Genomic DNA, 11,791 nt, shown 5'->3' with positions numbered 1-11,791 from the left:
GGGATTCTCAGAAGCTGGCCTGTAGCGAAAGGTAAGCCCCACGCTGGTCTTCCAGGGTGGCAATGTCCCCAAGGTTGACCAGAGCGGCAGTGACGGACAGGCGCCGGTCAGGCACCCAGGCGATGAACACATCCCACCAGTCGTCCTCGCTGGCGAAGCCCAGATTGTCCGGCTTTTGGCGATACTCGGTGCCCACCAGCCATTGCCGCGTGACAAACAGTCCAACACTGCCCTCAAGCAGGGCCTCGTAGCGGTCGTTACGGTCGCCGCCAAAGCCCAGCAGGCCACCCTGGTTGGCCCTGGTGCCACGGACGCTGGCGTTGACCAGCAGATTACGGTCCATTACCGCCGCGAAAAAGAGTTTGCTGCCACCGACATAAACATCGGTGCCGCTGTCGTCCCCGGCACCGATGGCCTCAGGCACGGTGAATGTGTGATTGCGTTTGTGCTGTAGACCGGCGGACCATTGCCCCCAGGGGCTGTAGAGCGCATCGCCAAAGAGCCTGACTTTGAGCCCGAAGACGTCCTGCACCAGCTCGTCTTCCTCAAGACCGAAGCCATCCTTGAGGGTGAAAACCAGGCTGTCCAGGTCCAGTGTCTGGCGTGCCAGGGAAAGTTCGATACGGTTTTTCCAGGTGATGCCGGCACCCGCCACCGCAAGCGTGTAATCATCGGTTTCGGCGCGGGACAGGGTGAGGGTGCCACCCCACTCCTCGTCACTGGCATAGCCGCCAAGCAGGGCCCACGGGGAAAGGCCGCCCCCGGCGGTTCCCTCGATGGAGGTGACGCCACCGGTTGCCCACAGCCGGCTACCGGTTTCTGCTGCCAGGTTGTTGGCTAGCAGCAATACCAGTAAGCCCGTGCTGATGGGTCTGATCATACCTGTCATGGGGTTGCTTCTCCTGGGTCTGTCAACTCATGCTGGCGGCTAGCCAGCGACTGTTCCGTGGCCTTGAGATCGGCTGCCGCGACCGGACGGCTGAGGAAGAAGCCCTGCCCCAGCTCACACCCCCAACGGCGCAGCAGATGCCAGCTTTCAAGGTTTTCGATTCCCTCAGCAACGACCCGTAATCCCAGTCCATGGGCCATATCGATGGTGGAACGGACGATCAGCTGATCCTGAGGTTCGGCGTCGAGTTGCAGGATAAAGGATTTGTCGATCTTCAACTCCTGCACCGGCAAGTTGCGCAGCTGCGAGAGCGAAGAGTAGCCAGTGCCGAAATCATCCACTGACAGTGTCACACCCAGCCGTCGCAGGCGTCGCAAGGTTTCCAGGGCGGTTTGCGGATCCTCCATAACCGCGCTTTCGGTAACTTCCAGGGTAATTCGGGACATCGGCAACTGCCACCGCGAGAAAGCTGCGGCCACATCCTCGGCCAGTTGCGGGCGGGAGAGGTCCAGGGCCGACAGATTGACGGCCACACCGATGTCCATTCCGGCGCTATGCCACTGGCTGGCGTCTTCGGCAACCCGGTGGAGAATGTGGCGGGTCAGGTCGGTGATCTGTCCTGACTGCTCCGCCAGGAAAATGAACTCCTCCGGCGAGATAAAACCCAGTTCCGGGTGAATCCACCGGACCAGGGCTTCAGCCTGATGACAGCGGGCGCCTTGCATGTCCAGTTTGGGCTGATAGTTCATGTGCAGGCCGTTGCTGGTTATGGCGGAATGCAGGTCGGAAATCAGTTGCAGTTCCCGGAGATGATTCTCGTCCCTTCCCGGCTGGTAATGGGTGATGGCCAGGCGGTTTTTGTGGGCCTGCTCAAAGGTGAGGTTGAGCCGCCGGCGAACCTGGTCGGTGTCGATGGCATCATCGGGAAGTTGCAGAGTGACCAGGGTACAGCGCAGGGAGAAAGGGGTATTGTCGATCATCAGCGGCGATTCCACGACATCCCGTAAGCGTGTGGCAAAAACCTCCAGGCTGGCGTCGGACTGATGTTCAGTGATCATCAGGAATTCACCACCGCCGGTTCTGGCCACGAAAGAACGCTCGGGCAGCTGTTCTTCAAGCCTTGCCGCGACGGCTCGCAGCACCTTGTCTCCGAACTCGAGCCCAAGCGTGTCGTTGACGTCCGACAGATCATTGAGGCGCAAGCCCATCAGGCTGCCTTGACGGCCAAGATCAAACTGTTCCCGTAGTCGTTCCAGGAAGGCGTTACGACTGGAGAGGCCGGTGATTTCGTCATGGCTGGCGGCATAACGTATCTGGTCTTCCCGATCCCGGAGTTTGGCGAGCATGTCCCCGAAAGCCTGTCGTAACTGGGCCAGTTCACCGCCGGCGCGAATACGCGGCGGCTTGGGGGTATGACCGTCGCCGATCGCTTTGGCGTAATCTGCCAGTTGCAGCACGGGTTTGCCCATGTTGCGGGCGATAAGCAGTGCAATCAGTGCCGCTAGGGCAAGGACGGTGCTGACCAGCAGCAGGATTTCCACAGCCCGGCGGTAATAGTTGCTGAGACTGGCATCGCGATTGATCAGCAACAGGAGCTGCAGGGACTGGGGCTTGCTCTTGGTAAGATCGATGATGCGGATGAAATAATGGGTACTTTCAACAAACCCTTGATCACCGGAAGCCGTGTTTACGGCGCGGGTCAATTCGTCCCGGCGAGCGGGGGCAGATTTGCCCGGTTCGGAGAGAAACTGTTCGCCACCCCCCGCCCCGGAGGTGGTCCTGAACAGAACCTCGGTTCCGCTGAGCCGTCCGATGATGTCGCTGACCTCCCCGTCAATCTGGAAACCGGCGATCAGCCAGGCTCTTAATCCGGGTGCTTCCACGGGGATGGCAAGCAGTTCAACGCCTTTGTCATCCAGAACGTGCATCTGACTGGCGAAGCCTGATTGCCGCACCCTTGAAAGCAGCTGGTCGGGCAGCGAGCCAGCGATCAGTGCCGGTGGCAGACTACCCGCTTCAGCCAGAACCTTGCCCTGGCGGCCAAGCAGCAGCGCGAAATCCGCCCCGACCCGCATTGCCTGATTCGCCAGGGCACTGTCTGCGGTCGGGCGGTCACCACTGGCGATGGCGGAACGGAAACCGAAGTCCCTGACCACCACGTCCAGCCGCGCCAGAATCAGGCTTGTCCGACGTTCCAGCACTTCCTCTGCAACCCGTTCGCCCAGATTCAGTTGTTCAAGGGCGCGGGCCTTCTCATCCTCGAAGAGGTAGAGCATCAGCAGCGCACCAATGCTCAGGCTGACAACCGCAACCAGGGCAACCATGGCGGTTACCAGGCGCCCGCGGAACCCGATCCGGGAGGCTATAGCCATCAAATCTCCCGGAACCGTTCTTGCAGAGCGTCGAGCCGGTCGCCGCCAGTCGGTTCTGCCGACAGCTCGACGGACAGGCTGAGTGGACCGGACTGGCTTGGATCGATAGCGAATCGCGTCATGCGGGTGTTGTCCGCCAAGCGTGGGTGCCAGACCAGCAGCCGGTCACCGGCCTCCTTGCCTGCTGGTGGCGGGAATTCGACCGTTAGCCGTCCCTGCCCGTCGGTATGTCCTGAGGGTTCGTTGTCGGTCACCAGGATAAAGGCCTGCATGCGGTCGTGTATGTTGCAGCCGATTTCCACGACACCGACCTGGTCGAAGGTAACCGGCTCGGCGGGTCGACCGGCGTAGAGCTCTATATCGAAAGTCTTTGCCGGCGAAAATGAGTAAACATGATGCTGGGTGTTGTCCTGGTTGGGGAAATCCACCTTCGAATTGCGCGGGATAACCAGCGTGTGTGGTCGGAATTCGCGGCCCTTCTGCACAATTTCGGCCTGGAGGGGATCAATCCCCGGTCGGCTTTCCACAATCACCACCGCATCGGCGACCGGCTGCCCTGTGGTTGCGTCGGTGAGTTCCAGGGTCAGCCTCCTGGCCTCGGCGCTTTCGACATTCTCTGACATGGGGCCAAGAATGCCGGCCAGTGCCAGGGATAAAACGACTGTCAGTCTGTACATCGGTTTGAATCGTCCACATCGTTACTGCTGCCGCTATCTGCCGCTAAAGTCCCGCACCCAACGACAAACGAATATGGTTACGCACCAACAGGTTCTCCCAGTAATGTTTCATCCAGTCCCAGGCAGCGTTTCTAGTCTGTTCTACGAACGGATCCAGGTTCAGTTCGTAATAATCCGGCGAGCCGGCAATCTGCAGCACGGTAACGGTGATTGACTGATCCAGCTCATTGGCAAAGGGTTCGCCAATGAGCTGGTGGGCCAGCAGGTTGGCCCGCGTTGCCTCCACATCCACCAGTTCGCTGGCCCGGGTGGAGCGGTTGTTCTCGTACATCTCTTCCATCAGGCGGTGGCAGAGGTAGGCCCGAATCAACAGGCCGTCGAGGCCATCATACCGCACCAGAAGCACGGATGGTCGAGTAAAATAGCCGATGGCAGCTTCCACAAACGGTGCGAACTGCTCGGCTTTGCCGGCTTCCCGGGCACAGGCCTCGACGCATTCTATCAGCCTCGGGGCCATTTCAATGTATTCGACAGCAAACTGGAACAGGCAGGTGGCAGGCTGATAGCCCTCAATGGTGATTTTGGCAGGCAATGACGACGCCCTTTCCCGCATCTGCTCAAGAAAGGTGCCGGAGCGGGCTTCCTGCCTGCGTGCCTGGTCAATGATGTCGAGAACAACCTTTGGTGTCATTTCAGGAGATGCCGGTCTCTGAACGGAATGGGGTCGCAAGGCGCCTCCCGTTATACGCATGAGGGTCGTCAGGGGCACTGGGAAGCGGCTGGCCACCGCAACATGCCTGCCTTTTCCCACAAGTGTAGACGAGTTTTGGCAGGCTGCTGTGGCGTCCATACTAAAACCTGGGGGGGAGGCTGGTTGCCGGGCAGTGTTCTTCCGTTATTGTTCCGAAAACCAGCGATCATGTCGCGAATGGCTGACAAAAAGCAGGCCCATGGTGATGGCGCGGGCCAGCATCAGGCAAATCAGGGAGAACCAGAGGCCGTGGTTGCCCCAGCCCGTGGTCAGCCACCACACCGGCAGAAATACGACCAATGCGGAAAACAGCATGGTGTTCTGCATGTCCCGGGTGCGGGTGGCACCAATGAAAACGCCGTCCAGCAGAAATCCCCAGACTGAAGCCAGGGGCAGCATCCACAGCCAGGGTAAATAGCGCCAGGCAGTGGTGCGCACTTCCTCAATGCCGGTCAGCAGGCTGATCAGGAAGCGTCCGCCGAGCACAAAGGCCACCGTGAACAGTATCGAGCCCCACAGGGACCAGCGAAAGGCAACTTGGAATACTTGGCGGAACTGTTGCCGGCTGCTTTTACCGACGGCCTCCCCGATCAGTGCCTCCGCGGCATTGGCAAAGCCATCCAGGCCATTGGAAATCACCAGCAGAAAAGTGATCAGTACCGCATTGGCGGCCAGGATGGTGTCACCCTGCCTGGCACCCTGGGCGGTAAAGAACGCCAGCACCAGAAGCAGGGCGATTGTGCGCACCATGATGTAACGGTTGACCCGCAGGATCTTCAGGTAGTCGTTCAGGTGGCCGAACAGTGCACGGCTGAAGCCCTGGCCCGCCGGCATCCGCAACAGCACCATGCGGAAACCGATGGCCGCTGCCGAATATTCGGCCAGCACGGTGGCCATGGCAACGCCACGGCTGTTCCAGCCGAAGCCGTTGACGAACAGAATGTCCAGAACAATATTGAGGCCGTTTGCCACGATCAGCATGACCATCGGCCCTTTGGGCAGCTGGGTACCGATGAGCCAGCCCACGAGGGTGTACTGGCAGAGAACGGCCGGGGCACTCCAGATCCGTATGCTGGCGTATTCCTCGGCAAGCGCGGCCACGCGCTCACTGGGGTTCATCAGCTCCAGGCCCAGCCGGATCAGGGGCTGGTGAAACAGGATCAGCAACAGGCCAATACCGATAGCCAGCAAAACCGAGCGCAGCAACAGAGCGATCTGCGCGAATTCATCCCGCTGACCCCAGGCCTGGGCTGCCAGGCCCGTCGTGCCCATGCGCATGAAGCCAAAAGTCCAGTACAGAATGCTGAACAGATTTGCGCCCACGGCAACGGCTCCCAGGTATTCCGGACTCTCCAGATGACCCAGCACCGCGGTATCCACCAGCCCCAGAAGGGGAACGGTGAGATTCGTGAGCATCAGTGGCCAGGCCAGGGCCCATAGCCGGCGATCTGTGGTGGCGAGATGGGGAGGTGAGTTAACGGAAATGAAAAAAGTTCCTTTTCGGCTTCATTAATGTCTACACGGACTTTCGCATTATTTTGATCTGTGTCTATACTTGACCGTGAATTATCCATAGCAGATTTCCACTCTGACCCGAATGGTGTGTGCGAGCACGGTTCGAAAAGAGGGATTGGACGCAAAATCCGACAAGAATAACACTCTGTGGAGACACAGTATTATGCGCGTGCACGCTAAGCGGGCAGGTGTCCTATTGGGCGGACTTATGGCGCCAGCGTTGTCCACAGCGGACTGGACGCTGAACATGAGTCCCGGGGTCACCGGTACCAGTAACGATATTTTCAGCCTTCACATGACCATTCTCTGGATCTGCGTCGTTATTGGCGCTGGGGTCTTCGGGGTCATGTTCTGGTCAATTTTTGCTCACAGGAAGTCTTCGGGTCGAAAACCGGCCAACTTCCACGAGAATACGCTCGTCGAAATTCTTTGGACCATCATTCCGCTGGTCATTCTTGTGGTAATGGCCATTCCTGCTACTGCCACCCTTGTGGATATGTACGATACCAGTGAGGCTGATGTCGATATCAAGGTCACTGGTTATCAGTGGCGCTGGAAATACGACTATATCGACGATGATTTCGGGTATTTCTCCAATATCAGTACCAGCGACGACGAGATCTACAACCGCACCGACAAATCCGAGAACTATCTCCTTGATGTGGACAACCCGATGGTGGTTCCCGTGGGGGCCAAGGTCCGTCTGCTGGTGACTGCCAACGATGTCATCCACTCCTGGTGGGTACCTGCGTTCGGCGTGAAAAAGGACGCCATTCCGGGTTTTGTTAACGAGACCTGGACCCGGGTTGATGAGCCGGGCATCTATCGTGGCCAGTGCACTGAGTTATGTGGTGTAAAACACGGCTTCATGCCGGTTGTGGTCAAAGCGGTTCCCCAGGATGAATACGATGACTGGGTGGCAGAACAAAAGGAAGCCGCCCAGCGTGAACGTGAACTCACCGAGAAAGACTGGACTCTGGAAGAGCTGATGGTTCGCGGTGAGAAGGCCTATGCCAGTGCTTGTGCAGCCTGTCACCAGGCCGATGGCAGCGGCGCGCCTCCCGCGTTTCCGGCCCTCAAGGGGAGCCAGATTGCCCTGGAAGATATGGATGCGCACCTGGATGTGGTTGTTAACGGTGTGTCCGGAACGGCGATGCAGGCCTTCGGGGGCCAGCTTAGCGAGGTAGATCTGGCGGCAGTTATTACCTATGAGCGTAACGCCTGGGGTAACGACACCGGTGAGATGGTGACGCCGAAAGAAGTATTTGAGTACAAGAACCAGGAATGATGGACCGGGCAGGCTAGAACGACTGTTAAGGCTGCCCCGTCCAAGTTCGCCAGACTAATGACATCACCAGCCAGAACAATATGGCGGTAACGGGGGTTTTTCATGAGTGCGGTTGCAGATACCCACGCCCAGGACGATCATCACCACGGCCCCGCGAAGGGCATTACACGGTGGCTGCTGACGACCAATCACAAGGATATCGGGTCCATGTACCTGATATTCAGTTTCACCATGTTCCTGCTTGGCGGGGCCATGGCCATGGTTATCAGGGCCGAGCTGTTCCAGCCGGGCCTGCAGATAGTCGAGCCGGAATTCTTTAACCAGATGACGACCATGCATGGTCTCATCATGGTCTTTGGCGCCGTCATGCCCGCCTTCGTTGGCCTGGCCAACTGGATGATACCACTGATGGTGGGTGCCCCGGACATGGCGCTGCCACGGATGAACAACTGGAGTTTCTGGCTGCTGCCCTGCGCCTTCCTGATCCTGGTCTCCACGTTGTTCATGCAGGGCGGGGCGCCAAACTTCGGCTGGACCTTCTACGCGCCACTGTCGACCACCTACGGTCCACCGAGCACCACCTTCTTCATCTTCGCCGTTCACATCATGGGTGTGTCGTCGATCATGGGTGCCATCAACGTGATTGCCACCATCCTGAACATGCGGGCACCGGGCATGACTCTGATGAAAATGCCCCTGTTCGTATGGACTTGGCTGATCACCGCCTTCCTGCTGATCGCGGTAATGCCGGTTCTGGCTGGCGTGGTCACTATGATGCTGATGGACATCAACTTCGGCACCAGTTTCTTTGATGCCTCCGGCGGCGGCGATCCGGTCCTGTTCCAGCACGTGTTCTGGTTCTTCGGACATCCCGAGGTTTACATCATGATTCTGCCGGCCTTCGGCGCGGTATCCCATATCATTCCGGCGTTCTCCCGTAAGCCGCTGTTTGGCTACGCGTCCATGGTCTATGCGGTGGGCGCTATCGCGTTGCTGTCGTTCGTGGTCTGGGCTCACCACATGTTTACTGTCGGTATTCCCATCGCCGGCCAGTTGTTCTTCATGTACGCAACCATGCTGATTGCCGTGCCCACCGGGGTGAAGGTGTTCAACTGGGTGGCCACCATGTTCCGTGGTTCGCTGACGTTCGAGGCGCCCATGCTTTTTGCGGTTGCCTTCGTCATCCTGTTTACCATCGGCGGCTTCTCCGGCCTGATGCTGGCCATTGCACCGGCCGACTTCCAGTACCATGACACCTACTTCGTGGTCGCCCACTTTCACTATGTGCTGGTGCCAGGTGCCATCTTCGGTATCTTTGCCTCGGCTTACTTCTGGCTGCCCAAGTGGACAGGGCACATGTACGACGAAACCCTGGCCAAGACCCATTTCTGGCTGTCTTTCGTGGGCATGAACCTCGCCTTCTTCCCAATGCACTTCCTCGGCCTGGCGGGTATGCCGCGACGCATTCCTGATTACGCACTGCAGTTTGCCGACTTCAACATGGTATCCAGTATCGGTGCCTTCATGTTCGGTGCTACCCAGATACTATTCCTGGTTATCGTGGTCAAATGCGTGAGAGGTGGCGAGAAGGCCCCTGCCAACCCATGGGATGGTGCAGAGGGCCTGGAGTGGACGGTGCCTTCTCCGGCGCCCTATCACACTTTCTCGACGCCGCCGGAAGTGAAGTGAAGCTGGGCCTGACTGGCAATTACAATAAACGATAACGGATAAGCCATCGGAGATTGTCATGGCGGAAAACCAGACGTACTACGTTCCAGAACAGAGCAAGTGGCCGATTGTGGCCACCGTGGGCCTGGGGGTCACCCTCTATGGAACCGCCTCTATCATGGTGAACAGCAACCAGGGTGAAAGCACCACCGGCGCCTGGCTGATGTTCTTTGTGGGCGCCGCCATCATGACCTATATGCTGTTCGGATGGTTCGGCGCTGTCATCAAGGAGAGCCGGTCGGGATTATACAGCCCACAAATGGATCGCTCTTTTCGGTGGGGAATGAGCTGGTTCATTTTCTCGGAAGTGATGTTTTTTGCAGCCTTTTTCGGGGCCCTGTTTTATACCCGTGTGTTTGCGGTGCCCTGGCTCGGCGGTGAGGGTGATCGCGGTAGCTCGAACATGCTTTGGGAGGGCTTCCAGGCCACATGGCCACTGATCAATACGCCCAACCCCGAGGCCTATCCACCGCCGGAAGGTACGATAGGCCCTTGGGGCCTGCCGCTGATTAACACCATTCTGCTGGTCACGTCGTCCTTCACAGTGACGGTTGCCCATCATGCATTGAAGGAAGACAACCGCAAAAAGGTCAAGACCTGGCTCGCTACCACCATTGCTCTGGCTCTGGTTTTCGTGTGTGTCCAGGGGTACGAATACGTTCACGCCTATCAAGACCTGGGTCTGACACTTCAGTCAGGCATCTATGGCAGTACTTTCTTCATGCTGACGGGCTTTCACGGCGCCCACGTGATCTTGGGCACCTTGATGCTGGTGATCATGCTAGTACGCATACAGAAGGGTCATTTCACGGGTGACAATCACTTCGGGTTTGAAGCCACGTCCTGGTACTGGCATTTTGTGGACGTGGTTTGGCTCGGACTCTTCGTTTTTGTCTATGTAATCTGAATGTAGTGGTCAGCAGTGATCAGGAGTGATCAGGGGGTCGGATTCAGGGTCAGGCCCCCTTGCCACAGTGAAATCAGGATCACGGCCAGCAGCATCACGCTCAGTGCGACCCGCAATGCCAGGGAATTCAGGACACGGTTCGTCTTCCCGCCATCCTTGATCAGGAAAAACAGCCCGCTGAACAGGCTCACCAGAACCGCCAGCATAAGTACGACAATGAGAACCTTCAGCATGAAAAATCCTGTTTACGGGAATATTGGTCAAGAAACCACTATAGCAGAGCATGTCTGATCCGGCTGATCAATCCCGCCGGCGTTGGCACTTTGATTGGCGGCTGTTGCTGTTCGCCGGGCTGTTCCTGCCCCTGCTTGTTGGCCTCGGGGTGTGGCAACTGGACAGGGCCCAGGAAAAGAAGGCGCAACTGGCCCAATGGCAGCAGGAGGCAGGCAGCCTTGACTGGGAACAACTGCAGGCCTCCGGCCTGAGAGCCGGTCAGCCAGTTCGAATTTCCGGCCGTTATGGCAAGACTTCGTGGCTGCTCGACAATCGCACCCGTGATGGTGCACCGGGGTACGAGGTGCTGACGATGTTCCTTCCTGAACAGGGCCGGCCGGTGGTGGTGAACCGTGGCTGGATTCAGGCCCCCAGGAGACGGGACCAACTGCCGCAAATCAGCCGGCCTGAAGGTGAGGTCCGCCTGCAGGGACGCCTGAGCGAGTTTCCTGAGCCGCCGGTGCTGAAGGACGTGTCACCAAACGATGGCGACTGGCCGCGCAGAATACAGTCTCTCGCCCACCAACAGGCGCGGGAGCTTGAGACTGAGGTGGTCGGCCTTGTGCTGAGGCTTGCCGGCCCGGAGCAGCCCGGCGCCTATCGTGCAGACTGGGCGCCGGACAGGATGGGGCCACAGACTCATTACGGATACGCATTGCAATGGTTTTCACTGGCCGCAGCACTGGTTATATTGACGGTGGTAGCGAGTTATCGCAAAACAGGAGCCAACAACGACAATGACAACGGCTGAGAAAATGGATCAGAATGAAAAGGAAGAGTCGATTTCCCCAGAGAAGGTCCGCCGCGGCCGGCGAACAGCACTGCTGCTCTTTGCCATCGGCTTTGGCCCGATGATTTTCGCCACCATCATGTACTACACCGGCTGGATGAACCCGACCGGGCACAGTAACAATGGCGAATTGATACAGCCCCCGGCGCCAGTAAGCCAGATGCAGATGGAAGGCGCGGACGGTCAACCTCTTGCCGATCGTTTCGGCCCCGAGGCGTCCGATCCGGAATGGATGATGATGGTGGTCTCAGGCGACTGCACCGCGAACTGCGAGGAGCTGCTGTATCGTGCCCGTCAGGTCAATATTGCCCTCGGCAAGAATGCCAACCGGGTCAACCGGTCTGCCTGGCTGGGCTCCGTGCCAGAGGACCTGTCTGCGCGCTGGGATGATGAATATCGTTCGATGGAACGCCTGACGGTTTCCGGGGATCGATCTCCCCAATGGCCAGCGGGTATCACGCCCGATCAGGAACCCCGTATTCTGCTGGTAGACCCCTTCGGTAATGTCATTCTGCATTATGGTACCGAGCACACTGGCAAAGACATGCTGAAAGACCTCAAGCATCTGCTGAAACTGTCCCAGATTGGTTAATGGTTATTG

11 protein-coding genes are annotated in these 11,791 nt (G+C 58.3%); 5 read left to right on the top strand and 6 right to left on the bottom strand.

The features are described 5' to 3' along the window. Positions 1–7: 7 nt before the first annotated feature. From DIT71_RS05390 to DIT71_RS05370, 5 genes are all read right to left on the bottom strand, one after another. Positions 8–880 (bottom strand): DUF3034 family protein, encoded by an 873-nt coding sequence (locus DIT71_RS05390; protein WP_114612350.1) that lies wholly within the window; start codon positions 878–880, stop codon positions 8–10. Between the two features lie 5 nt (positions 881–885). Continuing rightward, complete coding sequence (locus DIT71_RS05385) at positions 886–3,261, bottom strand: putative bifunctional diguanylate cyclase/phosphodiesterase (protein WP_114612175.1); 2,376 nt, start codon at positions 3,259–3,261, stop codon at positions 886–888. Then, positions 3,261–3,938 carry a methylamine utilization protein gene (locus DIT71_RS05380; RefSeq protein WP_114612174.1) on the bottom strand — a complete coding sequence of 226 codons (678 nt, stop codon included), beginning with the start codon at positions 3,936–3,938 and terminating at the stop codon, positions 3,261–3,263. Before DIT71_RS05380 ends, DIT71_RS05385 begins: the two co-directional genes overlap by 1 nt. A 43-nt stretch (positions 3,939–3,981) precedes the next feature. Beyond that, positions 3,982–4,629 carry a hypothetical protein gene (locus DIT71_RS05375; RefSeq protein ID WP_114612173.1) on the bottom strand — a complete coding sequence of 216 codons (648 nt, stop codon included), beginning with the start codon at positions 4,627–4,629 and terminating at the stop codon, positions 3,982–3,984. Positions 4,630–4,833: 204 nt separating this feature from the next. Next, positions 4,834–6,105: an MATE family efflux transporter gene (locus DIT71_RS05370; RefSeq protein WP_199490952.1), complete on the bottom strand. Its 1,272-nt coding sequence runs from the start codon at positions 6,103–6,105 to the stop codon at positions 4,834–4,836. A gap of 262 nt (positions 6,106–6,367) precedes the next feature. Here DIT71_RS05370 and coxB point away from each other — a divergent pair, with 262 nt between their 5' ends. The 3 genes from coxB (at position 6,368) to DIT71_RS05355 (ending at position 10,127) form a co-directional block, all read left to right on the top strand. Beyond that, positions 6,368–7,492, top strand: a complete 1,125-nt coding sequence (coxB, locus tag DIT71_RS05365) for a cytochrome c oxidase subunit II (RefSeq protein ID WP_114612171.1) — start codon at positions 6,368–6,370, stop codon at positions 7,490–7,492. Between the two features lie 102 nt (positions 7,493–7,594). Further along, positions 7,595–9,181, top strand: a complete 1,587-nt coding sequence (ctaD, locus tag DIT71_RS05360; protein ID WP_114612170.1) for a cytochrome c oxidase subunit I — start codon at positions 7,595–7,597, stop codon at positions 9,179–9,181. Between the two features lie 58 nt (positions 9,182–9,239). Next, a complete protein-coding gene (locus DIT71_RS05355) occupies positions 9,240–10,127 on the top strand; it encodes a cytochrome c oxidase subunit 3 (protein ID WP_114612169.1) in 888 nt (295 codons plus the stop codon). A 29-nt stretch (positions 10,128–10,156) separates the two neighbouring features. Here DIT71_RS05355 and DIT71_RS05350 read toward each other — a convergent pair whose 3' ends face one another. Continuing rightward, positions 10,157–10,360: a twin transmembrane helix small protein gene (locus DIT71_RS05350; protein ID WP_114612168.1), complete on the bottom strand. Its 204-nt coding sequence runs from the start codon at positions 10,358–10,360 to the stop codon at positions 10,157–10,159. Positions 10,361–10,410: 50 nt separating this feature from the next. Here DIT71_RS05350 and DIT71_RS05345 point away from each other — a divergent pair, with 50 nt between their 5' ends. Further along, positions 10,411–11,151, top strand: a complete 741-nt coding sequence (locus DIT71_RS05345; RefSeq protein ID WP_114612167.1) for an SURF1 family protein — start codon at positions 10,411–10,413, stop codon at positions 11,149–11,151. Continuing rightward, positions 11,138–11,782, top strand: a complete 645-nt coding sequence (locus DIT71_RS05340) for a hypothetical protein (protein ID WP_199490951.1) — start codon at positions 11,138–11,140, stop codon at positions 11,780–11,782. The genes DIT71_RS05345 and DIT71_RS05340 overlap by 14 nt, the downstream gene beginning before the upstream one ends. Positions 11,783–11,791: the final 9 nt, after the last annotated feature.

Source organism: Marinobacter vulgaris (assembly GCF_003344045.1).
GTDB classification, from domain to species: domain Bacteria; phylum Pseudomonadota; class Gammaproteobacteria; order Pseudomonadales; family Oleiphilaceae; genus Marinobacter; species Marinobacter vulgaris.
This window is presented reverse-complemented; position numbering and strand designations above follow the sequence as displayed.

What these genes read in the sequence shown, in the direction of transcription:
- DIT71_RS05390 (WP_114612350.1), bottom strand. Translation starts at nt 880, where the DNA reads ATGATCAGACCCATCAGCACGGGCTTACTGGTATTGCTGCTAGCCAAC.
- DIT71_RS05385 (WP_114612175.1), bottom strand. Translation starts at nt 3,261, where the DNA reads ATGGCTATAGCCTCCCGGATCGGGTTCCGCGGGCGCCTGGTAACCGCC.
- DIT71_RS05380 (WP_114612174.1), bottom strand. Translation starts at nt 3,938, where the DNA reads ATGTACAGACTGACAGTCGTTTTATCCCTGGCACTGGCCGGCATTCTT.
- DIT71_RS05375 (WP_114612173.1), bottom strand. Translation starts at nt 4,629, where the DNA reads ATGACACCAAAGGTTGTTCTCGACATCATTGACCAGGCACGCAGGCAG.
- DIT71_RS05370 (WP_199490952.1), bottom strand. Translation starts at nt 6,105, where the DNA reads ATGCTCACGAATCTCACCGTTCCCCTTCTGGGGCTGGTGGATACCGCG.
- coxB (WP_114612171.1), top strand. Translation starts at nt 6,368, where the DNA reads ATGCGCGTGCACGCTAAGCGGGCAGGTGTCCTATTGGGCGGACTTATG.
- ctaD (WP_114612170.1), top strand. Translation starts at nt 7,595, where the DNA reads ATGAGTGCGGTTGCAGATACCCACGCCCAGGACGATCATCACCACGGC.
- DIT71_RS05355 (WP_114612169.1), top strand. Translation starts at nt 9,240, where the DNA reads ATGGCGGAAAACCAGACGTACTACGTTCCAGAACAGAGCAAGTGGCCG.
- DIT71_RS05350 (WP_114612168.1), bottom strand. Translation starts at nt 10,360, where the DNA reads ATGCTGAAGGTTCTCATTGTCGTACTTATGCTGGCGGTTCTGGTGAGC.
- DIT71_RS05345 (WP_114612167.1), top strand. Translation starts at nt 10,411, where the DNA reads ATGTCTGATCCGGCTGATCAATCCCGCCGGCGTTGGCACTTTGATTGG.
- DIT71_RS05340 (WP_199490951.1), top strand. Translation starts at nt 11,138, where the DNA reads ATGACAACGGCTGAGAAAATGGATCAGAATGAAAAGGAAGAGTCGATT.